Below are 26,037 nucleotides of genomic sequence, written 5' to 3'. Positions count from 1 at the left end.
TCCGCATGAGTGATTTCCTGACTGACGGAGCATGGGGCGTCGGTGTGGCCACGGTCGCCGCCGACGGCACGGTCCTCGACGTGTGGTTCACGCGCCTCGGCCTCGGCGAGGCCCCCACGGGTGCGGCCGCGCCGGAGCTCGACCGGGTGAACCCGACGGGCACGACCTCGAAGGGCGTGTCGATCACCGTCAAGTCCCTCGCGGAGGAGCCGACGGACACCGCCGACGTGTACCTGCGGCTGCACCTGCTCTCGCACCGGTTCGTCATCCCGCACTCCATCAACCTCTCCGGCATCTTCGGCCTGCTGCCGAACAACGCCTGGACGAACTTCGGCCCGGTCCCGGCCACCGAGGTGAACGAGGCCCGCCTCAAACTGCGCGGCGAGGGGGGCACTCTGCAAGTGAAGTCCCTCGACAAGTTCCCGCCGATGGCCGACTACGTGACCCCGACGGGGGTGCGGATCGCCGACGCCTCGCGGGTGCGGCTGGGCGCGCACCTCGCCGAGGGCACCACCGTCATGCACGAGGGCTTCGTGAACTTCAACGCCGGGACGCTCGGCAACTCGATGGTCGAGGGCCGCATCTCCGCGGGGGTGCTCGTGGGCGACGGCTCGGACATCGGCGGCGGCTCCTCGATCATGGGGACGCTCTCGGGCGGCGGCAAGGAGGTCATCTCGATCGGCGAGCGCTGCCTGCTCGGCGCGAACGCCGGGATCGGGATCTCCTTGGGCGACAACTGCGTCGTGGCCGCCGGCTGCTACGTCACCGCCGGTTCGAAGGTCACCACCCCGGACGGCGCGGTCGTCAAGGCCGCGGCGCTCTCGGGCAAGGACAACCTGCAGTTCTGGACGAACACCCAGACCGGCGTCCTCGAAGTGCGCCCCCGCTCGGGCACCTGGGGCGAGTTGAACACCGCCCTGCACAGCGCCCAGTAGACGAGCAGACGACGAGGCCCCGGCATGCGCCGGGGCCTTCGGCCTGCCCAGGGTGTAGTACCCGGGTGCTACTCGCGTTCGCGCGGTTCATCCCGGAGATCGAGGTACGGCCGCCGGATCTTGCATAGCCTGGTCGGCATGGACAGAGTTGGAGAGTTCGGCGCCGCCAATCCCACCGCTTCGGGCTTCGTGGTCGTCACGACCGAGAACGTGCCCGGCTACGAGGTCACCGACACCCACGGCGAGGTCTTCGGCCTCACGGTGCGGTCCAGGAACTTCTTCTCCGACGTCGGCGCGGGTTTCAAATCCCTCCTCGGCGGCGAGCTGAAGGGCCTCACGAAGGCCCTCGCCGCCTCCCGCGAGGAAGCGCTCACGCGCATGGTCGAGCAGGCGAAGTCCCTGGGGGCCAACGGGGTCGTGATGATGCGCTTCGACGTCTCGGACGCCCGCGACATGGGCACCGAGGTGTGCGCCTACGGCACGGCCGTCACGGTCCGCAGGAAGACCGCTTAAAGCTTCATTCAGGAAACTGGGAAAACGAGCGGCGGCCCTCAACACCCGAGGGCCGCCGCTCAAAAAATGTCCGGACCCGATGCCGTTCGGTTCGGGCGTGGTCGGCGTGTCGGATCAGGCCCGAGCGGGGTCAGGGCTGCGTTAGCGTGGGACATGAAGGCCTCCAGGTGCGTGAAGCGGTCGGTTTCGACAGCTCCACTTCACAACCGGAGGCCTTCACCTGTCAGACGAATCCGCTACTACCCGGCGGAACAACGTCCTTGGACATCACATCTAGACCGGGCTCAGACCAAGCTGTTTGCCCGCGAGCGACACCTTCCGCACCGCCAGCTGGTCCGCGATCGCGCGGATCGCCTGCGACGCCTCGCAGTCGGGGTCCGAGATCACCAGCGGAACGCCGGCGTCCCCGCCCTCGCGCAGCTTCGGGTCGAGCGGGATCTGGCCGAGCAGCGGCACGTCGGCGCCCACGTCCCGGGTCAGCGCCTCCGCGACGGTCTTGCCGCCGCCGGAGCCGAACGGCTCGATGTGCGAGCCGTCGGGCAGCGCCATCCACGACATGTTCTCCACCACACCGGCGAGTTTCTGGTGGGTCTGGGTGACGATCGCGCCGGCGCGCTCGGCGACCTCCGCGGCCGCCTGCTGCGGGGTCGTGACGACCACGAGTTCCGCGGTGGGCAGCAGCTGCGCCACCGAGATCGCGATGTCACCGGTCCCGGGCGGCAGGTCGAGCAGGAGCACGTCCAGCTCGCCCCAGTACACGTCGGCGAGGAACTGCTGGAGCGCCCGGTGCAGCATCGGACCGCGCCACACCACGGCGGTGTTCCCGGGCGTGAACATCCCGATCGAGATGACCTTCATCCCGTGCGCCTGCGGCGGCATGATCATGTCCTCGACCTGCGTGGGCGCGCCTTCGACGCCGAGCATCCGCGGGATCGAGTGCCCGTAGATGTCGGCGTCCGCGACGCCGACCGACAGGCCCTTCTGCGCCAGGGCGGCGGCGAGGTTCACCGTCATCGACGACTTGCCGACGCCGCCCTTGCCCGAGGCGATCGCGAACACGCGCGTGCGCGATTCGGGCAGGTTGAACGGGATCACCGGTTCGGCGCCCGCGCGGCCGCCGCGCAGTTTCGTCTGCAGGTCGGCGCGCTGCTGCTCGCTCATCACGCCGAATTCGAGTTCGAGTTCGGAGACGCCGTCGACGCCGTCGACGGCGCCGGCGATGTCGCGTTGCAGCGTGTCGCGCATGGGGCAGCCCGCGACGGTCAGGAGGATCTTGAGCGACAGTCGACCGCCGTCGACATCGACGGTGTCGACCATGCCCAGCTCGGTGATCGGGCGGCGGATCTCGGGGTCGTTGACGTGCGAGAGTGCTTCGTGCACGGCCTCGACGACGGCAGCGTTGTCAGACATGACTCAATCGTAACCACGCAATTCGGTTCGCCAATGTGAGCGTAGCCTTACCGCACCCGAGGTCCCGCCCGCCGCGACCGCGCCGCGCTATAACTGGCCCATGCTTCCCTTTGCGATCTACGACGTGTTCTCCGACCGCGCCTACGCGGGCAACCAGCTCGCGGTCGTCTACGACGGCAAGGACCTCACCACGGCCCAGATGCAGGCGATCGCGCTCGAGTTCAACTTCTCCGAGACCGTGTTCGTGCTCCCGGCCGCCGCGCCGGGCGCCGACTATCTCGCGCGGATCTTCACCCCTGCGGAGGAACTCCCGTTCGCCGGGCACCCCACGATCGGCGCGGCGATCGCCGCCGTCGGGTCCGGGCGGGTGCAGGCGGACAACGGCACGGTCGTCCAGGAATGCGGCGCCGGTCTCATGACGATCGCCGTCGACGGCGGCACCGCGAAGCTCACCTCGACCGCGATCGCGGTCGGGCCCGCGCTCGACCCGGCGACCGCCGCGGCCGCGATCGGCCTCGACCCCGCCAAGATCATCGGCACCCCGAAGAACGCCAGCGCCGGTCTCGACCACAACTTCGTGCGCCTCGCCGACGAGGACGTGCCCGCCGCGGTCGACGTGCCGGGCCACCTGGAGAAGGTCTACATGTTCAGCTTCGACGAGGCCTCGCATGCGGTCCACGCGCGCCTGTTCCACCGCGGTGTCGGGGAGGACCCTGCGACGGGTTCGGCGGCCGTGGCGCTCGGCGTGCACCTGGTCGACCAGGGGCTGCTCAGCGGCGACGGCATGCACGCGTATGAGATCGCGCAGGGCGCCGAGATCGACCGCCCGTCCGTGCTGCACGGCGAGGTCGTGGTCGAGGACGGCGCGATCGTGTCGGTCTCGGTGACGGGCGCGGCCGTGAAGGTCGCCGAGGGCACGCTGGTGACGCTGCCCTAGGTTCAGGCGGCGAATTCGCGGGCCGCGTAGCGTTCGGCCGCAAGGTCTTCGGGCCAGGCGGCCGAACGCAGTTCGGTCGTCCACAGGTGCCGCGGCCAGCGGCCCTTGCGCAGCAGCGCGGTGACGAACCGGTCGGGTTCGGGCAGGCTCGCCCACACCGACGGCAGGAAGGTCGCGCGGCGGCCGCCGGTGTCCTTGAGGGTCAGGCCGTCCCGGCCGGGGCGCAGGTGGTCGAGCAGGGTGGTGAAGGCCCGCACGGCGATCGGTTCGGACGGGGACAGGATCGTGACGGTGATGCGCAGCGACCCGACCTCGGCGGCCTCGACCGGCGGCAGGCGCGGGTCGCGCGCGGCGAGGCGGGCGTTGCGGACCACGTCGATGCCCAAGGGCCGCAGCGCGGTCAGGGTGCCGACGCAGCCGCGGAGGCGGCCGTCGCGTTGGAGGGTCACGAAGGTCGCCTCGCGTTTCGCGAGCGCGGCGGTGTGGGCGGCGGCCTCCGGCGCGGCGTTGTCGAGGACGCCGCTCGTGCAGACGGCACTGTCGAGCACGGTGCCGATGAGGGTGGCCGCGCCGGGCGGCCGCGGGTCGAACGAGGTCGCGACCGCGCTGCTCGCCAGCGCGGTCAGCACCGGTCCGAGGCCCGACTCGGGGTGCGCGTCCATCAACCGATGGTGCCATGCGGCGGGACGCGAGGTCCGGCCGATGTCCGTTCGTGTCGGACCCGGCGGGATAGTCGCCGGGGGCCCTGCTTACCCTTCGCGCTCCAATGCGGTTTCGGTTCAGGCGGTGGTCGGGTTGTCGGTCCTGGTGCCGGTGTCCCGCGGTTCCCGGTGAGCAGGGCCGACGGCATCGCCTCTCGTGGTGGGCGGGGGTTTGCGGAGGGCCGTCCGCGGGGCCCCGATCGCCTGCGGCGCTTCGTCTTCGCAGGGCTCTCGGGGCGCGGGTGACCCGATGGTGGCGGTTTGGCGCGGTTCGGCCTGCCGGTGATCTGTTTGGTAACGGTCACGTGAGAGACTGCGGGAATGAGTGAACCGCGCACGAGCGCCGACGCATTCGACTCGTCCTTCGACCGCGCCGCTTACGACGGTGACGCGTACGCCACCGTCGATCAGGGCCTCGCCGAAGTGATCGACCTGCCGTCGAACGGCGGGTCGCAGGCGACGCAGCCCGCTCGCGGGCGGCTGCAGGAACTCGACTCGCTCGCCGGGAAGATCGCGCTGGTCACCGGTGCGGGCTCGCCGGACGGTATCGGGTTCGCCATCGCCACGCGGCTGCGGCTCGCGGGTGCGGCGGTCGCGATCGTCTCCACCACCAAGCGGATCCACGAACGCGCCGAGGAGATCGGCGCGATCGGTTTCGTCGCCGACCTCGCCGACGAGGCCGAGGTGGGCGGGCTCGCCGATGCGGTCGTCGAAGCGCTCGGGGAGGTCGACATCCTCGTGAACAACGCCGGGCTCACCTCGAAGTCCGATCCGACCGTGGTGAAACCCGTCGCGCAACTGTCCTATGCGGACTGGCAGACGGAGCTGACCCGCAACCTCGACACCGCGTTCCTCGTCTCGCGCGCCTTCGTGCAGTCGATGGCCGAGCGCGGCTGGGGCCGGATCGTGAACGTCGCGGCCACCACCGGGGTCGTCAACGCCGTCCCCGCCGAGGCCGCCTACGCAGCCGCCAAAGCCGGGGTCACCGGCCTCACCAAGGCCCTCGCCACCGAGGTCGTCGCCGACGGCGTCACCGTGAACGCGATCGCGCCGGGCCTCATCCGCACCGGCTCCTCCACCGTCCCCGAACTCCAGAAGGGCCTCGACGGCCCGATGGGCCGCCCCGGCAGCCCCGAGGAGGTCGCCGCGGCCGCCGTGTTCTTCTGCGCGCCTTCGGCTTCGTACATCACGGGGCAGACCCTCGTCGTCGACGGCGGCAAGTCGCTCCGGGCCTGAACCGCTGCAAGGCGGGACAAGTCGGGACGTAGGTCCGCAACTTCCGCCTTGCCGGTGTCGTTAGATTCGCATGGGCATGATTGCACCGGCCGTATCGGCCGAGACGGAGGAATCGCGGATGGACGAGGCATTCGGGGAGAGCACACTCGAGATCCGGGGGCGCACGGTCACCGGCCTCGTACTGCTCCTGGGCGGGCTGGTCGGCCTGGCCGCCGCCTTCGACCTGACGTACGAGCGCATCGCCTCGCTCATCGACCCCGAGCACGCGATCTCCTGCGACTTCAACCCGGTGCTGTCCTGCGGCACCGTGATGAACACCTGGCAGGCCTCCGTGTTCGGGTTCCCGAACCCGATGATCGGCCTCGTCGCGTTCCCACTCGTGGTCTTCACGGGCGTCCTGCTCCTGTCGAAGGTCTCCCTGCCCCGCTGGATCGCGCTCGCCTTCAACCTCGGCACCCTCGGTGGGCTCGTCTTCGTGTCGTGGCTGATCTACCAGTCCGTGTACCGGATCGGCGTGCTCTGCCCCTGGTGCATGGCGGTGTGGACGGTGGTCCTGCCGATCTTCTGGTTCTCCACCGTGCGCAACCTCCGCACCGGCGCGATCCCGGTCGGGCAGGACTGGCGCGACGCCGTCGACGACCTCCTGCGCTACCACTGGATCGGCCTGACCCTGCTCTACGCCGCGGTCGTCATGATCGTCGGCACCGGCTTCTGGGACTACTGGTCCACCCTCTTCTAGCGAGCACGACGAAGGCCCCGGGCACGAGCCCGGGGCCTTCCCCATGGTCCTAACCCAGCCGCAGCCCGGTCGGCTCCAGCCAGCCGCCGTCCGAAAGGAATTCGAGCACCTGCTCGACCCCTTCCCCGATGGTGATCTCGCTCGTGTCGATCGTCAGCTCCGCCGCGGGCGGCTCCTCGTACGGATCCGAGATCCCGGTGAACTCCGCGATCTGCCCCGCACGCGCCTTCGCATACAGCCCCTTGCGGTCCCGCGACTCGCACACCTCGAGCGGCGTCGCCACGTGCACGAGCACGAAGTCGGCGCCCGCCGCCTCGGCCATGCGCCGCGCCTCGGCCCGATCCGCCTCGTACGGCGCGATCGGGGCCGCCATGCCGATGCCGCCGTGCCGCGCCACCTCGGCCGCCACGAACCCGATCCGGCGGATGTTCACCGACCGGTCCGCGCGCGAGAACCCGAGCCCGCTGGAGAGGAGCCGCCGCACCACGTCGCCGTCGAACAGCGACACCGTGCGCGTCCCGTCCTCCAGCAGCGCCTCGTAGACCCCGCGCGAGATCGTGGACTTGCCCGAACCCGAGAGGCCCGTGAAGAACAGCACCAGCCCGCGCTGGCGGCGCGGCGGCCGCGCCTTGCGCAGCTCCGCGGCCACGCTCGGCGGCGTGTGCCATTCGGGGAGGCCGAAACCGCGGTCGAGCATGTCGGCGATCTCGGCGTCGCTCAACGCGTTGCGCCGGAACGGCGGCTCGATGTCCTCGATCGGACGCCACTGGCCGTCGCGCGTGTCGTACGCCAGCTCGCGCGGCACCATCGAGCGCACGCCGTCGCCGCCGCCGAGCCCGTCGCGGCCGGTCATGATGTGGGTCGCGCCGTAGGCCGCCGCGACCTTCGCCGTGAGGAGTCCGTCGCGGAGCTTGTCGCCGCGCTTCGACAGCGGCACGGTCAGCACCGTGGCGGTCGGCAGCCGGTCCTTCGCGGCCAGCACCGAGCGCACCAGCGCCGCGGTCGGCAGCCGCAGTTCCCGGTCGCCGTTCGTCTCGTCGCCGGTGGGGATCATGACGAGCACGTGCGCGGCCAGATTGTGCGCGGCGCGCGCGAGCTGCGCCAGCTGGGGGCGGTGCAGCGGCCGGTCGGCCACGAGCGCGAGCACCCGCGGCTTCGTGTACGTCGTCTTCGCCTGCTCCGGAGTCGCGCGCAGTCCCGTGAACACGCCGTGCGCGGCGTCGGCGATGCGCCGCACCGGGCCGCCGACGCGGACCATGTCCGGCCCGAGCGCGTCGAGGCTGTGGCACTCGACCGCCGCGACCGGTGCCCCCTCCGGGTCCGTGATGCGAAGCACACGACGCTTCGGGTCGGGGTTGTCGAGCAGCCGGGCGGTCGCGATCGGCACGTCCAGCGTCACCGGGACCGGCCACGCCGTCCCGTCAGGGAGCACCCCGGTGCGCGTCACCGCCCGCGCCTCCGCCTCGCCCATGAACCCGCGCAGGGGCGCGTACGCGCCGTAGAGCAGCAGTTCAAGGTCGGCGAGTTCGTGCGGCAAGGGGGTGTGGCTCGGCGCCTCGGCGAGGATCTCATCGGGCAGTACCCAGTCAGACATCGGCGGTCGGGATCCCTTCGCAGTGCTTCGGGCGGGGCGTCATCGTTTTCGGTCGCACCAGCGTATGCCACGGGTCCGTCACTCGCACCACCCGCGCCGTGCGCTTATGAACCGGATCGTCCCGCATGGCGGACTGAGAAAGTGGCGCAGCCATTACCGGTAAGTTACGCTGACGGAGCTCATTCACGGCTGCGCAAGCGGATGCCGTGAGTGCTTGACTACGGCTACGCAAGCGGGCGCTGACGGCGCTGAACGCGACCGCCCGGCGGGCCCGACCAGTGCAGCAGTGACCGCGGACAAGGACGTCGGCGCGGCCAACCCCTCGGGTTTGCCCAGACCACCAGTGGAGACCTCCATGGACTACTTCGACTCCTCCAGCGGAACCGACGACAAGCAGCTCCGCCGCGACATCCGCCGGCTCGGCAACCTGCTCGGCCAGGCGCTCGTCCGCCAGGAGGGCCCGCAACTGCTCGAGCTCGTCGAAGAGGTCCGCGGACTGGTGCGTCACCAGCCCGAGGCCGTCGCCTCCCGCCTCGCCAAACTCGACGTGAACGAGGAGGTCGACCTCGCCCGCGCGTTCGCCACCTACTTCCACCTCGCGAACATCACCGAGCAGGTCCACCGCGCCCGCGACATGCGCCGCTCCCGCGCCGAGAACGGCGGCTGGCTCTCCCAGGCCCGCGCCGAGATCACCGCCGAGGACGTCCCGGCCGACCAGATCGCGGCCGCCGCCGAGCGCCTCGAAGTGCGCCCCGTGTTCACCGCGCACCCCACCGAGGCCGCCCGCCGCTCCATCCTCATGAAGCTCCGCGGCATCGCCGACCTCCTCGACGCCGAGACCGCCGAACGCGCCGTCCTCGGCTCCGCCGACGTCGACGCCGTCAACTCCCGCCTCGCCGAGATCATCGACCTCCTCTGGCAGACCGACGAACTCCGCGTCGAGAAGCCCGAGCCCACCGACGAGGCCCGCAACGCGATCTACTACCTCACCGACCTCTACCGGGACGCGGCCGCGCGGGTCCTCACCGACCTCAACGCCACCCTCACCGACCTCGGCGGCTCCCCCCGCCCCGGCCACGCGCCGCTCAAGTTCGGCACCTGGATCGGCGGCGACCGCGACGGCAACCCGTTCGTCACCCCCGAGGTCACCAAGCAGGTGCTCCTCATGCAGCACGAGCACGGCATCGCCGCCGCCGAAGGCGCCGTCGCCACACTCATCAACGAGCTCTCCGTCTCCCAGACCGTGCGCCCGGCCGCCCAGGAACTCCTCGACTCCGTCGCCGCCGACTTCAAGGTCCTCGACAACATCCCCGAGCGCTACAAGCGCATCTACGGCGAAGAGCCCTACCGCCTCAAGGCCCGCGCCATCGAGGCCAAGCTCGCCAACACCCGCACCCGGCACGCCGAGGGCCTCCCGCACCGCGCCGGCTTCGACTACGCCGACGGCCGCGAGCTCATCGCCGACCTCCAGGTCATGCGCGACTCCCTCGCCCGCCAGCGGGGCCAGCTCCCCGCCAAGGGCGTCCTCGACCGCGTCATCCGCACCGTCGCCGCCTTCGGCCTCCAGCTCGCCACCATGGACGTGCGCGAGCACTCCGAGGCCCACCACGCGGTCCTCGCCGAGCTCTACGACGCCACCGGCGAACTCGACAAGCCCTACGCCGACCTCACCGCCGAAGAGCGCGACGCGCTCCTCGAGAAGGAGCTTTCGGGCCAGCGCCCCCTCGCTCCCTCCAACGTCGAGCTCGCCGAACGCAACCGCAAGACCTTCAACGTCTTCCACGCGATCCGCGACGCCCAGGTCCAGTTCGGACAGTCGATCGTCGAGTCGTACATCATCTCGATGACGCATGACCCGGCCGACGTCCTCGCCCCGGCGATCCTCGCCCGCGACGCCGGGCTCGTCGACGTCGCCCGCGGCCGCGCCGACATCGGCTTCGTCCCCCTCATGGAAGAGGTCGAAGACCTCGCGGGCGCCGACGCCCTCCTCGACCGGCTGCTCAGCCTCCCCGCGTACCGCGCGATCGTCGCCGCCCGCGGCGACGTCCAGGAGGTCATGCTCGGCTACTCCGACTCCAACAAGGACGCCGGCATCACCGCCAGCCAGTGGAACATCCAAAGCGCCCAACGGCAGCTGCGCGACGTCGCCCACAAGCACGGCGTCCGCCTGCGCCTCTTCCACGGCCGCGGCGGCACCATCGGCCGCGGCGGCGGCCCCACCCACGAGGCGATCCTGGCCCAACCCTCGGGCACGCTCGACGGCGCCATCAAGATCACCGAGCAGGGCGAGGTGCTGTCCGACAAGTACACGCTGCCCGCGCTGGCCCGCGAGAACCTCGAACTCACCGTGGCGGCTTCGCTGAAGGCGACGCTGCTGCACACCGAGCCGCGCCACCAGCCGGACGTGCTGGGCCGCTGGTTCGGCGTCATGGACCAGACCTCGGAGGCCTCGAAGGCCGTGTACCGGGAGTTGACCGGGCAGCCCGGCCTCGCCGACTACTTCTGGGCGGTGAGCCCCACGGAGCTGCTGGGCGCGTTGAACATCGGTTCGCGCCCGTCGAAGCGCCCCAACACGGACGCGGGCCTGGGCGGCCTGCGCGCGATCCCGTGGGTCTTCGGCTGGACGCAGTCGCGCCAGATCGTGCCGGGCTGGTACGGCGTGGGCTCGGGCCTCGCGGCCGCCCGCGAGGCGGGCCTGGGCGAGGACATCGCCGAGATGTACGAGAAGTGGCACTTCTTCCGCAACTTCGTCTCCAATGTGGAGATGACGCTGGCGAAGACGGACCTGTCGATCGCGGAGCAGTACGTCTCGACCCTGGTGCCCGCCGAGCTGCGGCCGATCTTCGACGTGATCAGGGCCGAGCACGAGCGCACGGTCGCCGAGGTCCTCGCGCTCACCGGCGGGGAGCGGCTGCTCGACGCGAACCCGCAGCTGGCCCGGACCCTCGAGGTCCGCGACCGCTACCTCGCGCCGCTGCACCACCTGCAGATCTCGCTGCTCAAGCGCTACCGCTCGGAAGGCGGCGCCGACGGCGACGTCGACCCGCAGCTCAAGCGAGCCCTGCTCATCACCGTGAACGGCATCGCGGCGGGCCTGCGCAACACCGGCTGATCCGCCACGGCTTCGACATCGTGAGCCGAGTCGCGGCCGATCCGACCACTTCGAAGGCCCGCACCTGTTTCCGCAGGTGGCGGGCCTTTGTCGTACCCGTGTGGGAGGGTGTCATTTTCACTGGTAGTGGTGAAGGTGGGATCGGGCGGGTACCCGGGGCCTCCCGTATCAGCTGCGTTCGGGGTCGGGCAGGGTCCGCGTCAGCATCCGCCCCTCGCGCATCCGCCCGTCGGGCGTGAAGCGGCCGAAGAAGTGCACCTCGATCGCGAGGTCCTTGCCCTGCTGGACGGCGTGCAGCGTGTACCGGGCGGCGATGCGGTCGCCGTCGGCGACGGCCTCGTGCACCTCCCAGCGGCCGTTCGGCCGCTTCTTGCGCACCGGCCGGGTGTGCGCGATGAGCCGCTCCCGGTCGATGCGGACGCCGTCGGCGATCTGCACGACGTCCGGGGTGTGGAAGCGGTCGACGACGGCCGCGGCCTCCTCGTCGCTCGACAGCAGGGCCTCGTGAAAGCCGGTGAAGAAGTCGGCGATGAACTGCTTCGGGTCGGTCCGGTCGAACGGGCTCATGGTGTTCCCTTCGCGGTGGTACTACAATATTTGACAGTCTGTAAGAGTTTCATCGATCAATAAGTTTGTCAAGGTGTAAACATTGAGTGAAGCCCCCGCCCGCAACCGGCGCGCCGACGCCGTCCGCAGCCGAGCGGCCATCCTCGACGCCGCCGTCCGCACCCTCGACGACGACCCGGACGCGGGCCTCACGGCCGTGGCCGCCGCCGCAGGTGTGACGCGCCAGACCGTCTACGCCCACTTCGCTACCCGCGAGCGGCTGCTGCGTGCGATCGCCGACCGGATCACCGAATCGGCCGCCGCCGCCATGGACGCGGCCGAGGACGAGCCGGGGCCCGCCACCGACACCCTGCTGCGGATGCTCGACGCCGCCACCCGGGCCGCCCGGCGCCACCCGGTGCTGCTCGCGACGCTCAGCGCCCTGCCCGCAGACCCCGCGGCCGATCGCGAACGGCACGCGCCGCTGACCGACAGGATCGCCCGCGTCATTCAACGGGGCCAACGCGAAGGCGAATTCGACGACGAACTGCCGGCCGCGTGGCTGGCGTCGGCGACCATCGCCTTGGCCCACACTGCCGCCGAAGCTCGGGACGAGGGGCGAATGACGGTCGACGCCGCGACCGAGGCGTTTGAAACCAGCCTGCGGCGCCTGCTCGCGGCGTGAGCCGCTGCGCGGGCCCGCGCACAGCCTGGATTTCTCGGCGGTGCCCGCCCGGCCACGCGTGGTAGGTTCTGCGCACTTGTCCCCACTACCCGAAACGCGGAGGCCATGGCGAGAGTCCTGCAGGTAAGCGTCCGAAACGCCCGCTTCCAACAGTGGGAGACCCTGCTGCGCAACCGCACCAAGCGACACCGCGCCGGATCGTTCCTCGTCCAGGGGGTCCGGCCGATCTCGCTCGCGGTCGAGCACGGCTGGAACATCGAGGCCCTGCTCTACGACGCCGACCGCCCGCGCCTCTCCGACTGGGCCCGCGGGCTCCTCGAACGGCCGCACCTCGAGCAGGCCGCCGTAGCCGCCCCGCTGCTGGCCGAGCTGGGGGAGAAGGAGGACGACAACCCGCCCGAACTCCTCGCCCAGGTCGCGATCCCGCACCGCAAGCTCGCCGACCTCCCGTTCCGTCCCGACTGGCTCGGCATCGTGATCGACCGCCCGACCAGCCCCGGGAACGTCGGCTCGCTCATCCGCTCGGCCGACGCGTTCGGCGCCGACGCCGTGATCATCACCGGCCGCAACGCCGCCGATCCCTACGACCCCAAGGCGGTCCGCGCCTCGACCGGAAGCCTCTTCGCGATGCCCGTGGTCAGCGCCGCCTCGGCGCACGAGGTCGTGGAATGGGCGCGGAAGCAGGAGCACGCGCCCGCGATCGTCGGCACCGACGAGCGGGGCGAGCTGGCATTGTCCGCGCACGACCTGCGCGGCCCGACCCTGCTCGTGGTCGGCAACGAGACCACCGGCATGTCGAAGTCCTGGTTCGAACTCGCCGACGCCACGGCCCGGATCCCCATGTCGCCCAAGGCCGCCTCGTCGCTGAACGCCGCCAACGCGGGATCAGTGGCCCTCTACGAGGCCGCCCGCCAGCGCACCGCCTGAACGATCTGAGCGGCCCGGGTCCGCCGGTCTCGACGGCACCGGTCAGTAGGTCCCGCCGCGACGGGCGGGCTTCGGCGTGATGGTCGCCCGCTTCCCGAGGAACCGTTCGTCGACGACTTCGACCCGCGGTGCGAAACGCGCCGCGGCCTCGGCGATCGGGACCGCCCTGCGCGGGGAGAGGCGGACGCTGCGCGAGTTGAGCATGGCCCCCAGTCGTACCGGTGAGCCGTCCGGTCGGGCCTCGCGGCTCCGCAGCTGCTTCTCGGTCGGCTCGCGCTGCGAGACCCCGTACCAGTCGTTGGTCTTCTCGACACCGATGCGCGCCTCCCAGGCCGGGATCAGCCACAGCACTCTGCAGGGCATGCGCCACAACACGATCCGGGCGACCTCCTCCCAGGGGAGGTCGACGTCCGGCTCTTCGTGCCGCATGTACATGCCGGTGAAGGCCTCGGAGAACAGGCGGATGCCGTGCGGCCCCACTATCGCGGCGGCCGGTCGCCGCAGCAGGTGGTAGGCCTTGAACCCCGACCAGAGCAGGAGCGGCACGAGGGGGACCAGCACCCCGACCCACGCCGGCGCTTCGCTCTCGGAGCCACTCGAGTCCTCATAGGTGACGAGTTCGGTGCCCGCGCTCGAGAACGCCCACGGCGAGGCGGCCATTGCCGCAACTGCAATCGCGAACAGGACCGCGTCGCGAGGGCGCACCCGTTCGGCCACTTCGACCTCGTGTTCGCGGGCTTTGGACTCGGGCGTCATCGTTCGTCCCCTGGCCGTCGGGCGGTTGAGGACTCCGATTGTCGCAGCCGCTCAGGCAGAGGTCTTGTTCGCCCGCTCGGTGGTCTCGTCGTCGGCGAGGGTTCTGCTCGTGCTGCTTTGCCGCGTGTATCCACAGTGCCTGGATCTCGGATTGCTCCAAGGTCGCTTCGGCTTGCGGTTCAGGCGGGCGGCGACGGAGAGGTGGGATTCGGGGTGGGGTTGGTTGGCGGGTGGCGGGTGGCGTTTCGGGGTGGGCGACACTCCCGGCCGCGGGGGTCGGCGCGGTCGGTTCCTTTGGCGCACAGTGAGGTTGGGGCAAAACATGAGATCCCTCTATCCCTGTGGGTGATGACAGTCAGGGGCTGCGTGAGGGATGATTGATGTACGCACAGGGATACGGAAAACGTACAGGTGGCGATTAGGTGCAAGCAGACTAAGCCAAGCCTCTGGCCGAAACCCAAACCGGACCGATTCCGAGCCGACGCTCCTTCTCAGGGCATCGCGCTCAGTCCCCGCGTGCTATCGGGATCCACAGCGGACCACGGCCCTTCCTTGGGACGTGCTGGGTGGGAGATCGCCGGTCGGGATCACCTCGACCGGAGGCAGTGTCCAGAACGAGGCGCACACCGGTAAGACCGCCAGCATGATCGGCAATGACGGCCGGGCAACAAGGACCCGGTCTACCCATTCCTCCATGCGAGGCAACGCAACATCCCTGGTCTTGACTCACGATTCCCGGGATCGGAACCACCTCCCGGGCAAGCGCATCGGGAGAAGACGAAAGGAAGGGAGGCGACTCCGGTCGCGCTGATCGCGGCTCTCGCTCACTCTGGCGGGGGAACACGCTCACCCTCGAAGGGGAGTTCGCGAGCACCGCTGGTAGCGACCATGGATTCGAACCCGCTGTTCGGCGGGCACCACCACCTGAGCATGGGAGGACACATGACTGCGCTTATCGATCCCTTGGCCGGCAATGACTTGTCGGCGACCGGTTCGACGCCTCGCCGTGCACCGGCCTTCGGTGCCGCGATGTGCGGCGGCGCGATCGTATTCGCCGCCACCGGGTTTCCGGGGGTCGGTGCGGCACTGCCGCAGTCGACCAACTGGGCGGGGTTGGCAGGAGTGCTCCTGGTGTTCGCGGGGTTCCGGGTGTTCGGGATCCGTCATCGCGCGGCATCGGGGCGGCTCGGGTCCTGGGGGCGCGGCCTGGTGATGGCCGGGCTCGTGGCGACGGCGGTCGGCTTCCTGGCGAACGCGGTCGGGCCGCTGGTGCCGGGCGGGGCCGAGGGGATGGTGGGGCTGGCGGGTGTGCCCGCCTGGGTTCTTTCGCATCTGGTCTATATAGGTGCGACGGTGCTCGGCATGGCGTGCTTGCGGAAGCGATCAGGTCCGCTTCCCGCAGCGGTCCTGATGATCGCAAGCCTGCCTTTGCTGGTCCTCGGTGTCGCTGCCGGTTTGAGCTTGGGTGAGCCGGCCTCAGGGTTCGTCACCTGGGCCGCTACCGAGGGGCAGGCCGGGCTGGTCTGGTCGCTGGTCGGGGTCCGGCTCTGTCGCCGGGACTGACTAGACCGGGGCCTGTTTGGCGGCTGCGTCGTCGGCAAGCCTGCGTTCGTGCTGCTCGGCGGCCTTCGTCCACAGCGTCTGGATCTCGGCGTCGGCGAGGGTGAGGTTGAACCGGCCCCGCAACACGGCCGCGAAGTCGGCCGAGTCGGCGATGACGCGTGCGGTCTTCCCTTCGGGCTGTTTGGGATCGTAGACCGTGAGGGTTCGGGCGCGCAGGACCCAGATGTCGGTCTCGCCGGGGTTCTGGACCGTGAGGGTCTTCACGAACGGCGAGTCCGGTGCGGTCGAGAGCTCTGTGCACTTCGCTTCGAACTCGGCCGCTTCGCGGCGGTCGAGCGTGAAGTCGAAGGTCAGGTTCGCCACTCGCGGGTCGATCGAGCAGCGCCATTCGTGGTCGCCGAGGCTCCAGATCCCGAAGTTGAAGGGGCCGACCCGATAGCTGCCGTTGCGGATCGGCAGCGGGTCGCGGAAGCCCGTCCCGATGCCCGCGTCGGCCAGGTACTCGTCGCCCCCGGCGAACCGCACCACGAGCGGCATGTGGTTCCACCAGTTGCCGTCGCCTTCGGTCTCGCGGGCCACGCCGCCGAGGACGCGGCGCACGTCGAAGCCCATGGCCTCCAAGGCATGTGCCAGGACCCCGTTGTGCTCGTAGCAGTACCCGCCGCGGCCGCGTTCGACGAGCTTGTCGTACAGCGCGTCCGCGTCGAGCCGGATCGGTCTGCCGAGCTGGATGTCGAGGTTCTCGTACGGGATCGCGTCGATGTGGGCGCGGTGGATCCGGCGCAGCGCGTGCAGCGTCGGGCGCCTCGGGGCCCTGATCCCGACGCGCTTGAGATAAGCCGCGAGCTGCGAGGAGTCGAACACTCCTCGACCATAGCGCGAGACCCCGCGGCGGGCAGGCGTCGTGATGGTTCCGATATGGGAATGATGTTGCGGGGCTGAAGGTTCGTCACGCCTGGGACCGGGCATGTCGTGCGCGTGTGGGATAGTCTCCACAGCTTTCAGACTCTGCTCCCTATACCGCCCTTGAAGGAGTCCCCACTATGGTCATGGGCCCGACCCACGCCATGTCCGGTGCCGCCCTGTGGCTCGCGGGCTCGGCCGTAGCCGCGACCGCGTTCGGCATCGATCAGACCGCCGCGGAACTCGCCGTCGGCACGGTCGCCTGTGCCGGCGCCGCCCTCTACCCCGACATCGACTGCGCCGGCAAGGTCACCGAGAACAAGGGCGGGTCCACTGTGGCCCGATCATTCGGCGTCGCCTCCCTGATGGTCGCCGAGGTGGTCGAACGCCTCTGCTACTGGTTCTATCTGATCACGAAATCCAAGAAGGACAAGAAGCGGAAGAACGGGCACCGCACGTTCACGCACACCGCCTTGCACGCGGGCATCGTCGGCGTCGGAGCGGGCCTCTTGGGCGCGTACGTCGGCAAGTACGCCGTCATCGCCATCCTGTTCATCCTCACCGGGCTCGCGGTGCGGGGGCTCATGGGCGAGACCGTCAGGAAGTACGGCTGGGTCGTCACCACCGGCGCCTCCATCGCGCTCGCCTACGGCATGTTCCACCTGCTCGACGAACGGCGCTCGTACTGGATCATCGGCCTCGCCATGGGCATCGGCTGCTTCATCCACGTCCTCGGCGACATCATCACCAAGATGGGCTCGCCCCTGTTCTTCCCGCTCCCGATCCAGAAGAAGCGCTGGTTCGATGTGGGCGGCGGCCACGGCATCAAAGCCGGCGGCCCGGAGGAGACCCGCGTCCTCCTGCCGGCGCTCACCGTGCTCACGGTCCTCGGCATGATCTACTTCCTGCCCGAGGTCCAGGACTTCCTCTTCGACCGCGGTCCCGGCGTGGGCGCCACCGAATAATCTCGGTCCGTCCGGCGGAACCCGCGAGGTAGACTCGACCGGTTGCCGGAACCAGGCCCTGAGCCTGGATTCCGGCCAATCGTCGTGCCTCGAGCACAGCCGAACCCGGAACCTCGCAGGAGTCCGCATGTCCGAAGGCCGATCCGTTCCGAAACTCGCCAGCCTGCTCACGCTGGCGGCGACAGCGCCGAAGCTCGCCCGCATCGCCGAGCTCGCCTCCTCCTCCGACCGCTCCGTGGACGTCGTCGCCGTGCCCGGCGCGCGCCCCCTCGCGCTCGCCCAGGCCGCCGCCCACGCCCGCGGCCCGGTGCTCGCGATCACCGCGACCTCCCGCGAAGCCGAAGAACTCGCCGAATCCCTGGCCTCCTTCATCAGCGAAGAGGACATCGCGCTCTACCCCGCCTGGGAGACGCTGCCGCACGAGCGACTCTCCCCGCGCTCCGACACCGTCGGCGCCCGCCTCGAACTCCTCCACCGCATCCACGCCGGCGACGTCCCCCGCGTCATCGTCACCCCCGTGCGCGGCGCCCTCCAGCCCCAGCTCAAGGGCCTCGGCGAACGCGAGCCCGTGCGGTTGCGGCGCGGCGACGAGACCGACCTGTTCGACCTCGCCGCCCATCTCGTCGACCTCGCCTACGAGCGGGTCGACCTCGTCGAGAAGCGCGGCGAGTTCGCCGTGCGCGGCGGCATCCTCGACGTGTTCCCGCCCACCGCGCAGCACCCGCTGCGCCTCGAGTTCTTCGGCGACGAGGTCGACTCCATCCGCGAGTTCTCGGTCGCCGACCAGCGCTCCCTCGACGAGGCCCCCGAGCTCCGCGCCGTCGCCTGCCGCGAACTGCTCCTCACCGACGAGGTCCGCGAGAAGGCCGCCGCCCTCGGCGAGTCCTATCCCGGGCTCGCCGAGATGTGCGCCAAACTCGCCCAGGGCATCCCGGTCGAGGGCATGGAGTCGCTACTGCCCGCGCTCGCCGGACCCGAAGAGCTGCAACTGTTCCAAGAGGTCCTGCCACGGGACGCCCTCGTCGTCGCGATCGAGCCCGAGCGCATCCGCACCCGCGCGCTCGACCTCGTCGCCACCTCGAACGAGTTCCTCGAGGCCTCGTGGGCGGCCGCCGCGGTCGGCGCCGAAGCGCCCGTCGACTTGGGGGCCGGCACGTTCCACGACCTCGCCGAGGCGCGCACCGCCGCGCTCGCCAAGGGCCAGCGCTGGTGGACGGTCTCGCCGTTCGCCGTCGCCCCGGAGGAGGCCGAGCAGGACGCGATCGCCGCGGAACTCGCGGCCATCACCGGCGAGCCGATCCACTATGGATCGGTGCAGGCGGACGAGTCGGTCACCGTGGACCTCGGCATCACCGAGACCCCGCGCTACCACGGCAACACGCCGCAGCTCGTGGCCGACATGCAGGCCTGGACCCGCGAGGGCCGCGCCGTCGCCGTGGTCTACCCGGCCCTCGGCGGGGCCGAGCGCGCCGCCGAGCAACTGAGGGCCGAGGGGATCGGCGCGCATCTGGAGTCCGTGCCGCAGGAGTTCCGTTCCGGCGAGGTCGTCGCCTGCACCGGCACGCTCGCGCTCGGGTTCGCCGATGCCGCTTCGGGTCTGGTGGTCGTGACGGCCGCGGACATCGCGGGCGGCAAGGCCCTCGCGGCCCAGAAGCCGCGGAAGGGCAAGGCGACCAAGCGGCGCGGCATGGTCAACCCCCTCGAACTGTCCCCTGGGGACTTCGTGGTGCACGACTCGCACGGTGTGGGCAAGTACGTCGAGATGGTGCGCCGCGCGATCGGCGGGGCCGAGCGCGAGTACCTGGTGATCGAGTACGCCGCCTCGAAGCGCGGCCAGCCCGGCGACCGTCTGTTCGTGCCGACCGACTCGCTCGACCAGCTCACCCGCTACGTCGGCGGCGAGCAGCCCTCGGTGCACAAGCTCGGCGGCGCGGACTGGCAGAAGACGAAGCGCCGCGCCCGCAAGGCGGTGCGCGAGATCGCGGCCGAGCTGATCCAGCTCTATGCGGCCCGGCAGGCGGCCCAAGGGCACGCGTTCAGCCCGGACACGCCGTGGCAGCGCGAGCTCGAGGACGCCTTCCCGTACATCGAGACCCCCGACCAGATGTCGGCCATCATGGACACCAAGGCTGACATGGAGGCGCGCGTCCCGATGGACCGCCTCGTCATGGGCGACGTGGGCTACGGCAAGACCGAGGTCGCCGTGCGCGCCGCGTTCAAGGCCGTGCAGGACGGCAAGCAGGTGGCCGTGCTCGTGCCGACCACGCTCCTCGCGAGCCAGCACTACGGCACGTTCGTGGAGCGCATGGGCCAGTTCCCGGTGAAGATCAAGCAGCTCTCGCGGTTCCAGTCGACGCGTGAGGCCGCGGAGATCCAGAAGGGCATCGCGGCGGGCGAGGTCGACATCCTCGTCGGCACGCACCGGCTCCTCCAGGCCGAGACCCGCTTCAAGGACCTGGGTCTGATCATCGTGGACGAGGAGCAGCGGTTCGGCGTGGAGCACAAGGAGAAGCTGAAGGCCCTGCGCACCGCCGTGGACGTGCTCACCATGTCCGCCACACCGATCCCGCGCACCCTCGAGATGGCGGTCACGGGCATCCGCGAGATGTCGACGATCGCGACCCCGCCCGAGGAGCGCCACCCGGTGCTGACCTATGTGGGCGCTTGGGAGGCCAAGCAGGTCGCCGCCGCGATCCGCCGCGAGCTGCTGCGCGACGGGCAGGCCTTCTACCTCCACAACCGCGTCGAGTCCATCGACCGGGCCGCCACGCGCCTGCGCGAACTCGTCCCGGAGGCGAGGGTCGCGGTGGCCCACGGCAAGATGACCGAGACACAGCTCGAGCAGATCATGCAGGGCTTCTGGGAGGGCGAGTACGACGTGCTCGTCTCGACCACGATCATCGAGTCCGGCATCGACATCCCGAACGCGAACACGCTCATCGTCGAGCGCGCCGACCTGCTCGGCCTTTCGCAGCTGCACCAGATCCGGGGCCGCGTGGGCCGCAGCCGCGAGCGCGCGTACGCGTACTTCCTGTACCCGCCGGAGCAGCCGCTCTCGGAGACCGCGCACGAGCGCCTGGCGACGATCGCCCAGCACTCCGAGCTCGGCGCGGGCATGTACGTGGCGATGAAGGACCTGGAGATCCGCGGCGCGGGCAACCTCCTCGGGGCCGAGCAGTCCGGGCACATCGCCGACGTCGGCTTCGACCTGTACCTCCGCATGGTCGGCGAGGCGGTGGCGTCCTTCAAGGGCGGGGCGGAGGAGCCGCCCGCACCGGTCAAAGTGGAGCTTCCGCTGGATGCCAACATCCCGTTCGACTACGTGGAGGTCGAGCGCCTGCGCCTGGAGATGTACCGCAAGATCTCCGAGGTCCACAGCGAGGCCGAGCTCGACGAGGTGCGCGAGGAGATGGAGGACCGGTACGGTCCCGCGCCCGACCAGGTGCAGACGCTGTTCCACCTGGCGCGCTTCCGCCTCCTCGCCAGGAACCACGGCTTGACCGACGTCGCCTTGCAGGGCAAGAACCTCCGGTTCTCCACCGTGGAGCTGCCGGACTCGAAGCAGCTGCGCCTCGGCCGGCACTACCCGGACGCGCACTACAAGGAGGCCGCGGGCCTCATCAGCGTCCCGCGCCCGACCACGTCGAAGATCGGCGGCAAGCCCTTGGAGGGCCTGGCGCTCCTGCAGTGGTGCGCCGACCTGGTCAACGACATCATCCCCGAGGCGGCCTGAGCGGACGCCGAGCCGGTCGTCTTCGACTCGGCGCTGCACCCGAAGCCGGGCTCCACGCGCGCGTCCGGCGCCGGCTTCGCCCGTTACGGACTGAACTTCCCGGTCGCGGCCGTTACACGGCGCGATGCCGGGGGTACCCCCGAGCATGGGCGCGACCTTGAAGCTCGGGACCGTCGCCGGAGTCAAGATCGGCGTGCACTGGAGCGCGCTCGGCACCGTGGTCCTCTTGTTCGCCCTGGTCACCTCCGGTCTCGCGCACGCCTACCCCGACCAGTCGACCGTCGCGCATGTCGCCTCCGGGCTCGTCGCCGCGGTGCTGTTCATGGCCTCCCTGTTCACCCACGAGATCGCCCATGCGGTGGTCGCGAAACGCCAGGGCCTCGAGGTCGAGGGCATCACGTTGTGGCTGCTCGGCGGGGTCTCCAGCATCCGCGGCGAGGCCTCCCGTCCCCGCGCCGATTTCGCGATCGCCATCGTCGGGCCAGCGGCCAGCCTCGCGTCCGCCCTGGTCTTCGCCGCCCTCGCCTGGTTCCTGGCGTTCATCGGGGCCGGCCCTCTCTGGGTCGCGGTCGCCTCGTACCTGGCCGTCATCAACGTCCTGCTCGCCGCCTTCAACCTCATCCCGGCCGCGCCGCTCGACGGCGGCCGCATCCTCCGGGCCGCGCTCTGGGCCGCGCGCGGCGACCGCGTGAGCGCGGCCGTCTGGGCGGCGCGAGCGGGCCGCGGCTTCGGCATGTTCCTGCTCCTCCTGGGCGGCATGGAGTTCCTGTTCGGCTACAGTGCCGGCCTGTGGTGGCTGATGCTCGGCCTGTTCATCCTGCTCATGGCCGGAGCCGAAGAACGGCAGGCCCAGACGGGGGCGGCCCTGGCGGGTCTGCGGGTACGCGACGTCATGACCCAGGACCCCGACACCGCCTCCGGCGACCTCCCGGTCGAGGCGTTCCTGCACGACTACACCCTGGTCCGCCGCCATTCCTCGTTCCCGCTGCTCGACGAGCGGGGCCGCTTCGAAGGGCTCATCACGTTCGACCGCCTGATCGCCGTCCCCGCCCGAGAACGCCCGACCACGACCCTCCGGGAGGCCGCCTGCCCGCCCGGCGAGGTGCCGGTCGCCGACCCCGGCGAACCGGTGACCGACCTGCTGCCGCGCCTCTCCGCAGCCGCCGACCGGCGCGCCCTGGTCTTCAGCGGCGACCGGCTCGTCGGCATCGTCACCCCGAGCGACATCAGCCGCGCGGTCGCACTGCACCTGCCCCGCAGCTGACCTCCCGGCCCTTCACGCCTGCTCGAAGTAGAACGACTTGATGAAGCAGTCGCGCGGCTGCCCGATGGCGAAGCGGACGCAGTCGACCAGCGAACGCGCCGACAGGGCGTCCCCGTCGCCGCGCTCGGACTCCCATGCGGGGCCGAGCGGGTCGGGGTTGTCGAAGTCCGGCGGGTACAGCGAGATCACTCGGACCCCTTTGGGACGCAGCCGCTTCGACAGCACATCGGTGAACCCGGCCTGGGCGGCCTTCGCGGCGTAGAACGCCTCGTGCGCCTCCGACCGGTGGTTGCCGTGCTCGCCGCAGCCCGACACCATCGTCACGATGTCCGGCCTGCCGCTGCGCAGCAGCAGCGGCAGGAACGCCTTGGTCGCCAGCACGGTCCCGGTCGCCCCGGCGTTGATCGTGGCGACCACCTGCGCGTCGTCGGCTTCGAGGAACCCGCCCGCGTCCAGGTACGGGGCGCCGTTGTTGAAGAGCACGTCGATCCGGTCGGCCACCTCGCCCGCGGCCGCGGCGAACTCGCGCACCGACTCGGGGTCGGCCAGGTCGCATTCGAACGCGTGCGCCCGCCCGCCGACGTGCCGCACTTCCTCCGCGACCGCCTCCACCGCCTGGAAATCGCGGGCGGAGAGGAACAGTTCGGCGCCGTCCCGCCCCAGCGAGACCGCCAGGCTCCGCCCGAAACCGCGACCGGCCCCGGTCACGACCACCCGATACCCTTCGAACCGCATGACGACCTCCTCACATGTGGAAGTCTCAGCTTCCCACCGAGGACTCCGCGGGGAATTCCTCGGACCGGTCTTAAGCCCCGAAGCGCTGGGCCGCGCGGGCCTTCGCCTTCGCGGCCTCGACCTCCCGGTCCTTCGGCGGCGCGGTCGTCACCAGGTTGTCGAGCAGCTCCTGGGTGGCGGCGGCGATCGCGGCGACGGCCGCGTCGAAGGCCTCCCGGTTGGCCTGCGACGGGTGGGTCGAGCCGCTGATCTTGCGCACGTACTGGAGCGCGGCGGCGTGGACCTCCTCGTCCGTGGCCGGCGGATCGAAGTTGAACAGGGTCTTCACACTGCGACACATACCCCCATGGTGGCACGCGGGGACGACATCGCACCGGATGCGCACGAGGGCGGGACCTCGCGGTCCCGCCCTCTCATGCGCTCATCCCGTCACTCGCCCCAGGCGGCGGCGCGGCGCTGCCGCAGGACCAGCATGGTGCCGCCGACCGCGAGGACCGCGGCCGAGACGATGGCGACGGACAGACCGGCACCGGTGATCGGCAGCTTGCCGCCGCCCCCGTTGTCGTTCTTGACCTTTTCGACCAGTTCGGCGATGCCCCAGTTCTTGTTGGTGCTCCAGGACTGGCCCGTCGGGTCGTACCAGGTGTGCGCGGCGGTGCGGACACCGTCGGTGGCGTCGTTGACCTGGAGGTCCAGGCCGTGCTCGGCGCCGACCGCGCCCTGGCCCTCGGCCAGCGCGATCGCGATCTCGACGGTGTAGCCGGTGCTCGTGACCGCGGCGGCGCTGGTGATCTCGCCCGCTTCGGGTCCGTTGCCGCCCAAGGTGACCACGTTGGTGAAGCTCACGCGGTACTGGCCGTCGGCGTCGCCGTAGCCGCCCTGCTTGGTGTTGCCGGGGTTGAGGAACACCTCGACGGAGTCCTGCTCCCAGGGGTTGGCGCTGCTCTCGTCCAGAGTCGGGTCGGTGACCTCGAACAGGGTGTAGATCGCGTGCTCGTCCCACATCAGCGAGACGTCGGCCGTGGCGCCGTCGGCGCCGCCTTCGACGAGCACGTCCGTGGCGACCGTGGCGGCCTTCTTCCAGGCCTTGTCCTTGTCGCCGTCGATCACCGGGGCGGTCTTGGCCTGCGGCACCTGCACGCGGGCGTAGTCGGGCACCGGTTCCTCGGGGATCTCGGGGAGGTGGCTGGGGTCGACGATGCCCCAGTAGGCCCATTTGGCCTGGAGGTCGTCGTCGAAGGGCAGCGGGGACTCCAGCGGGCGGGTGCCGTTGAAGCCGCGCAGCCAGGAGCGGCCGTCGTGCACGCCCCAGGCGGTCACGGATGCGAGGTCCTTCTCGCGGAGCATGGCGAACAGGTCGCGGTAGTAGTGGCCCTGCTGGACGATGCGGGCCTCGTACTCGGGGAACTCCACGCCTTCGACGGGGGCGCCGATGGCGACGTCGAGCTCGGTCACCGCTTGGAGGACGCCGAGTCCGGCGAACTTGTCGATGCTCGCCTCGATGTTGCTGAGGGGGGTGTTGAGGCTGATGTGAGTCTGGTGGCCCACGCCGTCGACCGGGACGCCGTCGGCGAGCATGTCGGCGACGAGGTTGTAGAGGTTGTCGCGCTTGGCCGGGTTGTCGGTGCCGTAGTCGTTGATGAAGAGCTTCACGTCGGTGGCGCCGACGGCGTCGAGCTGCTCGCGGGCGATGCGGAAGGCGTGCGAGATGTACTCGGGGCCTTCGAAGATCTGGAACCAGCGGCTGTTGCGGTGGACCTCGGCGGCGTTGTCGCTGATGACCTCGTTGACGACGTCCCAGGCCCAGACGCGGTCGCCGTAGTGCGCGGCGATGGCACCGATGTGCGCTTCGAGGCGGTCGAGCATGATCTGCTGGTCTTCTGCGGAGCTGCCAAGGGGCTCACCGGCATTGGGGTGATCGGCGGGGTAGGTGAACCACCAGTCGGGGGTCTGGCTGTGCCACAGGAACGTGTGGCCGTAGACCTCCATGCCGTTCGCTTCGGCGTGCTCGACGATGTCGTCGGCGGCGTCGAAGGTGAAGGTGCCCTCGGTCGGCTGGATCGCTTCGACCTTCATGTGGTTCTCGGCGGTGACCTGGTTGAAGTGCTTGTTCAGCAGTTCGCCGTTGGGGCCGTCGAGGTCCCGGGGGTCGATCGCCGCGCCGAAGGGGAACGAGTCGGCGAGCACGTCCTTGAGCGACGGGATGCTCAGGTCGACGCCGGGCGGGGCGATCTCGGTGATCTGGAAATCGTCGATCAGGTACGAGGCGTCGGGGGTCGGGGACTCCACATAGAACGTGAGGGCGTCGGCGGCGGAGGCGATGCTGTACTCGCCGCTGAGCGTGGCCCATTCGCCGCCGACGGCGGCCTGGTAGACGAGGCTGTCGTAGGCGGTCTCGCCGCCGGCTTCGCGCTGGACGGTGGCGCTGATCTGGCTTCCGGCGCTTTCGGCGGCGAAGCGGACGTCCAGTGAGATCTCGTACACGCCACCGGCGGTGATGTGGTCGGTGAGGTCGAGCGCGGGGCCGTTCCAGTCGGCGGTGCGGCCGGTGGTGAGGAGGGCGCCGTCCTCGACGGCGAGGGTGACAGGGCCGCGCGGGGCCCAGTCGCCGACGGTGCCGTCCTCGAAGTCGGCGGCGTAGACGACGGTGCCCTCGTCTTGGGCGGCGGCGGGTTGGCCGAAGGCGAGCGCGGCGGGGAGGACCAGCGCTCCGGCTCCGGCGGCGAGGGCGCGCAGGCGCCCAGGTCGGGGTTGACGTTCCATGGCTTTGCGACTCCATTGCG

The 26,037-nt window shown here is 70.5% G+C and carries 21 protein-coding genes; 12 read left to right on the top strand and 9 right to left on the bottom strand.

Going from position 1 to position 26,037, the window contains the following annotated elements; translation table 11 throughout:
• The first annotated feature begins 5 nt into the window (after positions 1–5).
• On the top strand, positions 6–935 hold the full coding sequence (locus tag JHY01_RS09450) for a DapH/DapD/GlmU-related protein (RefSeq protein WP_205325371.1): 930 nt from the start codon (positions 6–8) through the stop codon (positions 933–935).
• 138 nt (positions 936–1,073) lie between these two features.
• On the top strand, positions 1,074–1,448 hold the full coding sequence (locus JHY01_RS09445) for a YbjQ family protein (RefSeq protein ID WP_205325370.1): 375 nt from the start codon (positions 1,074–1,076) through the stop codon (positions 1,446–1,448).
• 273 nt (positions 1,449–1,721) lie between these two features.
• Here JHY01_RS09445 and JHY01_RS09440 read toward each other — a convergent pair whose 3' ends face one another.
• Positions 1,722–2,858: an Mrp/NBP35 family ATP-binding protein gene (locus JHY01_RS09440; protein ID WP_205325369.1), complete on the bottom strand. Its 1,137-nt coding sequence runs from the start codon at positions 2,856–2,858 to the stop codon at positions 1,722–1,724.
• Between the two features lie 100 nt (positions 2,859–2,958).
• On the opposite strand from JHY01_RS09440, the gene JHY01_RS09435 reads away from it, so the two are divergent.
• Complete coding sequence (locus tag JHY01_RS09435; protein WP_205325368.1) at positions 2,959–3,795, top strand: PhzF family phenazine biosynthesis protein; 837 nt, start codon at positions 2,959–2,961, stop codon at positions 3,793–3,795.
• 2 nt (positions 3,796–3,797) lie between these two features.
• On the opposite strand, the gene amrA is transcribed toward JHY01_RS09435, so the two are convergent.
• Positions 3,798–4,457 carry an AmmeMemoRadiSam system protein A gene (gene amrA / locus JHY01_RS09430; protein ID WP_205325367.1) on the bottom strand — a complete coding sequence of 220 codons (660 nt, stop codon included), beginning with the start codon at positions 4,455–4,457 and terminating at the stop codon, positions 3,798–3,800.
• 360 nt (positions 4,458–4,817) lie between these two features.
• Here amrA and JHY01_RS09425 point away from each other — a divergent pair, with 360 nt between their 5' ends.
• Both JHY01_RS09425 and JHY01_RS09420 read left to right on the top strand, forming a co-directional pair.
• Entirely contained in the window at positions 4,818–5,732 is a 915-nt protein-coding gene (locus tag JHY01_RS09425) for an SDR family NAD(P)-dependent oxidoreductase (RefSeq protein WP_205325366.1), read from the top strand.
• 118 nt (positions 5,733–5,850) lie between these two features.
• Complete coding sequence (locus tag JHY01_RS09420; protein WP_205325365.1) at positions 5,851–6,471, top strand: vitamin K epoxide reductase family protein; 621 nt, start codon at positions 5,851–5,853, stop codon at positions 6,469–6,471.
• Positions 6,472–6,520: 49 nt separating this feature from the next.
• Here the strand turns inward: JHY01_RS09420 and cysC are convergent, their stop codons facing one another.
• Entirely contained in the window at positions 6,521–8,065 is a 1,545-nt protein-coding gene (gene cysC / locus JHY01_RS09415) for an adenylyl-sulfate kinase (RefSeq protein ID WP_205325364.1), read from the bottom strand.
• Between the two features lie 355 nt (positions 8,066–8,420).
• Here cysC and ppc point away from each other — a divergent pair, with 355 nt between their 5' ends.
• Positions 8,421–11,177 carry a phosphoenolpyruvate carboxylase gene (gene ppc / locus JHY01_RS09410; RefSeq protein ID WP_205325411.1) on the top strand — a complete coding sequence of 919 codons (2,757 nt, stop codon included), beginning with the start codon at positions 8,421–8,423 and terminating at the stop codon, positions 11,175–11,177.
• A gap of 168 nt (positions 11,178–11,345) precedes the next feature.
• Here the strand turns inward: ppc and JHY01_RS09405 are convergent, their stop codons facing one another.
• Positions 11,346–11,744, bottom strand: coding sequence for a nuclear transport factor 2 family protein (locus JHY01_RS09405; protein ID WP_205325363.1), 399 nt, complete (start codon positions 11,742–11,744; stop codon positions 11,346–11,348).
• Positions 11,745–11,826: 82 nt separating this feature from the next.
• Between JHY01_RS09405 and JHY01_RS09400 the strand changes: the two genes are divergently transcribed.
• Both JHY01_RS09400 and JHY01_RS09395 read left to right on the top strand, forming a co-directional pair.
• The gene (locus JHY01_RS09400; protein ID WP_205325362.1) at positions 11,827–12,408 is read left to right on the top strand and encodes a TetR family transcriptional regulator; all 582 of its coding nucleotides are present in this window, start codon (positions 11,827–11,829) and stop codon (positions 12,406–12,408) included.
• Between the two features lie 105 nt (positions 12,409–12,513).
• Positions 12,514–13,335: an RNA methyltransferase gene (locus JHY01_RS09395; protein WP_205325361.1), complete on the top strand. Its 822-nt coding sequence runs from the start codon at positions 12,514–12,516 to the stop codon at positions 13,333–13,335.
• Between the two features lie 42 nt (positions 13,336–13,377).
• Here JHY01_RS09395 and JHY01_RS09390 read toward each other — a convergent pair whose 3' ends face one another.
• Entirely contained in the window at positions 13,378–14,091 is a 714-nt protein-coding gene (locus tag JHY01_RS09390) for a hypothetical protein (protein WP_205325360.1), read from the bottom strand.
• A gap of 888 nt (positions 14,092–14,979) precedes the next feature.
• Between JHY01_RS09390 and JHY01_RS09385 the strand changes: the two genes are divergently transcribed.
• Positions 14,980–15,654, top strand: a complete 675-nt coding sequence (locus tag JHY01_RS09385) for a hypothetical protein (RefSeq protein ID WP_205325359.1) — start codon at positions 14,980–14,982, stop codon at positions 15,652–15,654.
• On the opposite strand, the gene JHY01_RS09380 is transcribed toward JHY01_RS09385, so the two are convergent.
• Positions 15,655–16,518: an arylamine N-acetyltransferase gene (locus JHY01_RS09380; RefSeq protein WP_205325358.1), complete on the bottom strand. Its 864-nt coding sequence runs from the start codon at positions 16,516–16,518 to the stop codon at positions 15,655–15,657. It lies immediately after the preceding gene.
• Positions 16,519–16,703: 185 nt separating this feature from the next.
• Here JHY01_RS09380 and JHY01_RS09375 point away from each other — a divergent pair, with 185 nt between their 5' ends.
• The 3 genes from JHY01_RS09375 to JHY01_RS09365 all read left to right on the top strand — a co-directional run bounded on the left by JHY01_RS09375 (position 16,704) and on the right by JHY01_RS09365 (position 22,519).
• On the top strand, positions 16,704–17,522 hold the full coding sequence (locus JHY01_RS09375) for a metal-dependent hydrolase (protein ID WP_205325357.1): 819 nt from the start codon (positions 16,704–16,706) through the stop codon (positions 17,520–17,522).
• A gap of 127 nt (positions 17,523–17,649) precedes the next feature.
• A complete protein-coding gene (gene mfd / locus JHY01_RS09370; protein ID WP_205325356.1) occupies positions 17,650–21,255 on the top strand; it encodes a transcription-repair coupling factor in 3,606 nt (1,201 codons plus the stop codon).
• Positions 21,256–21,400: 145 nt separating this feature from the next.
• Complete coding sequence (locus tag JHY01_RS09365) at positions 21,401–22,519, top strand: site-2 protease family protein (protein WP_205325355.1); 1,119 nt, start codon at positions 21,401–21,403, stop codon at positions 22,517–22,519.
• A 12-nt stretch (positions 22,520–22,531) separates the two neighbouring features.
• Here the strand turns inward: JHY01_RS09365 and JHY01_RS09360 are convergent, their stop codons facing one another.
• The 3 genes from JHY01_RS09360 to JHY01_RS09350 all read right to left on the bottom strand — a co-directional run bounded on the left by JHY01_RS09360 (position 22,532) and on the right by JHY01_RS09350 (position 26,017).
• The gene (locus JHY01_RS09360; RefSeq protein ID WP_205325354.1) at positions 22,532–23,254 is read right to left on the bottom strand and encodes an SDR family oxidoreductase; all 723 of its coding nucleotides are present in this window, start codon (positions 23,252–23,254) and stop codon (positions 22,532–22,534) included.
• Between the two features lie 70 nt (positions 23,255–23,324).
• Positions 23,325–23,594 (bottom strand): DUF2277 domain-containing protein, encoded by a 270-nt coding sequence (locus JHY01_RS09355; protein WP_205325353.1) that lies wholly within the window; start codon positions 23,592–23,594, stop codon positions 23,325–23,327.
• A gap of 89 nt (positions 23,595–23,683) precedes the next feature.
• The gene (locus JHY01_RS09350; protein WP_205325352.1) at positions 23,684–26,017 is read right to left on the bottom strand and encodes an endo-1,4-beta-xylanase; all 2,334 of its coding nucleotides are present in this window, start codon (positions 26,015–26,017) and stop codon (positions 23,684–23,686) included.
• Between the last annotated feature and the right edge of the window lie 20 nt (positions 26,018–26,037).

Origin of the sequence: Glycomyces sp. YM15 (genome assembly GCF_016918015.1) — a bacterium.
Lineage (GTDB): Bacteria > Actinomycetota > Actinomycetes > Mycobacteriales > Micromonosporaceae > Glycomyces.
Note: the sequence above shows the minus strand (reverse complement) of the source record. Positions and strands in the feature narration are given on the sequence as shown.

Bases quoted from the DNA above. Each gene is read 5' to 3' on its own strand.
- JHY01_RS09450 (WP_205325371.1), top strand. From the start codon at position 6: ATGAGTGATTTCCTGACTGACGGAGCATGGGGCGTCGGTGTGGCCACG.
- JHY01_RS09420 (WP_205325365.1), top strand. From the start codon at position 5,851: ATGGACGAGGCATTCGGGGAGAGCACACTCGAGATCCGGGGGCGCACG.
- mfd (WP_205325356.1), top strand. From the start codon at position 17,650: ATGTCCGAAGGCCGATCCGTTCCGAAACTCGCCAGCCTGCTCACGCTG.
- JHY01_RS09385 (WP_205325359.1), top strand. From the start codon at position 14,980: ATGGATTCGAACCCGCTGTTCGGCGGGCACCACCACCTGAGCATGGGA.
- JHY01_RS09405 (WP_205325363.1), bottom strand. From the start codon at position 11,744: ATGAGCCCGTTCGACCGGACCGACCCGAAGCAGTTCATCGCCGACTTC.
- cysC (WP_205325364.1), bottom strand. From the start codon at position 8,065: ATGTCTGACTGGGTACTGCCCGATGAGATCCTCGCCGAGGCGCCGAGC.
- JHY01_RS09435 (WP_205325368.1), top strand. From the start codon at position 2,959: ATGCTTCCCTTTGCGATCTACGACGTGTTCTCCGACCGCGCCTACGCG.
- amrA (WP_205325367.1), bottom strand. From the start codon at position 4,457: ATGGACGCGCACCCCGAGTCGGGCCTCGGACCGGTGCTGACCGCGCTG.
- JHY01_RS09350 (WP_205325352.1), bottom strand. From the start codon at position 26,017: ATGGAACGTCAACCCCGACCTGGGCGCCTGCGCGCCCTCGCCGCCGGA.
- JHY01_RS09425 (WP_205325366.1), top strand. From the start codon at position 4,818: ATGAGTGAACCGCGCACGAGCGCCGACGCATTCGACTCGTCCTTCGAC.
- ppc (WP_205325411.1), top strand. From the start codon at position 8,421: ATGGACTACTTCGACTCCTCCAGCGGAACCGACGACAAGCAGCTCCGC.
- JHY01_RS09440 (WP_205325369.1), bottom strand. From the start codon at position 2,858: ATGTCTGACAACGCTGCCGTCGTCGAGGCCGTGCACGAAGCACTCTCG.
- JHY01_RS09375 (WP_205325357.1), top strand. From the start codon at position 16,704: ATGGGCCCGACCCACGCCATGTCCGGTGCCGCCCTGTGGCTCGCGGGC.
- JHY01_RS09355 (WP_205325353.1), bottom strand. From the start codon at position 23,594: ATGTGTCGCAGTGTGAAGACCCTGTTCAACTTCGATCCGCCGGCCACG.
- JHY01_RS09365 (WP_205325355.1), top strand. From the start codon at position 21,401: ATGGGCGCGACCTTGAAGCTCGGGACCGTCGCCGGAGTCAAGATCGGC.
- JHY01_RS09395 (WP_205325361.1), top strand. From the start codon at position 12,514: ATGGCGAGAGTCCTGCAGGTAAGCGTCCGAAACGCCCGCTTCCAACAG.
- JHY01_RS09445 (WP_205325370.1), top strand. From the start codon at position 1,074: ATGGACAGAGTTGGAGAGTTCGGCGCCGCCAATCCCACCGCTTCGGGC.
- JHY01_RS09360 (WP_205325354.1), bottom strand. From the start codon at position 23,254: ATGCGGTTCGAAGGGTATCGGGTGGTCGTGACCGGGGCCGGTCGCGGT.
- JHY01_RS09390 (WP_205325360.1), bottom strand. From the start codon at position 14,091: ATGACGCCCGAGTCCAAAGCCCGCGAACACGAGGTCGAAGTGGCCGAA.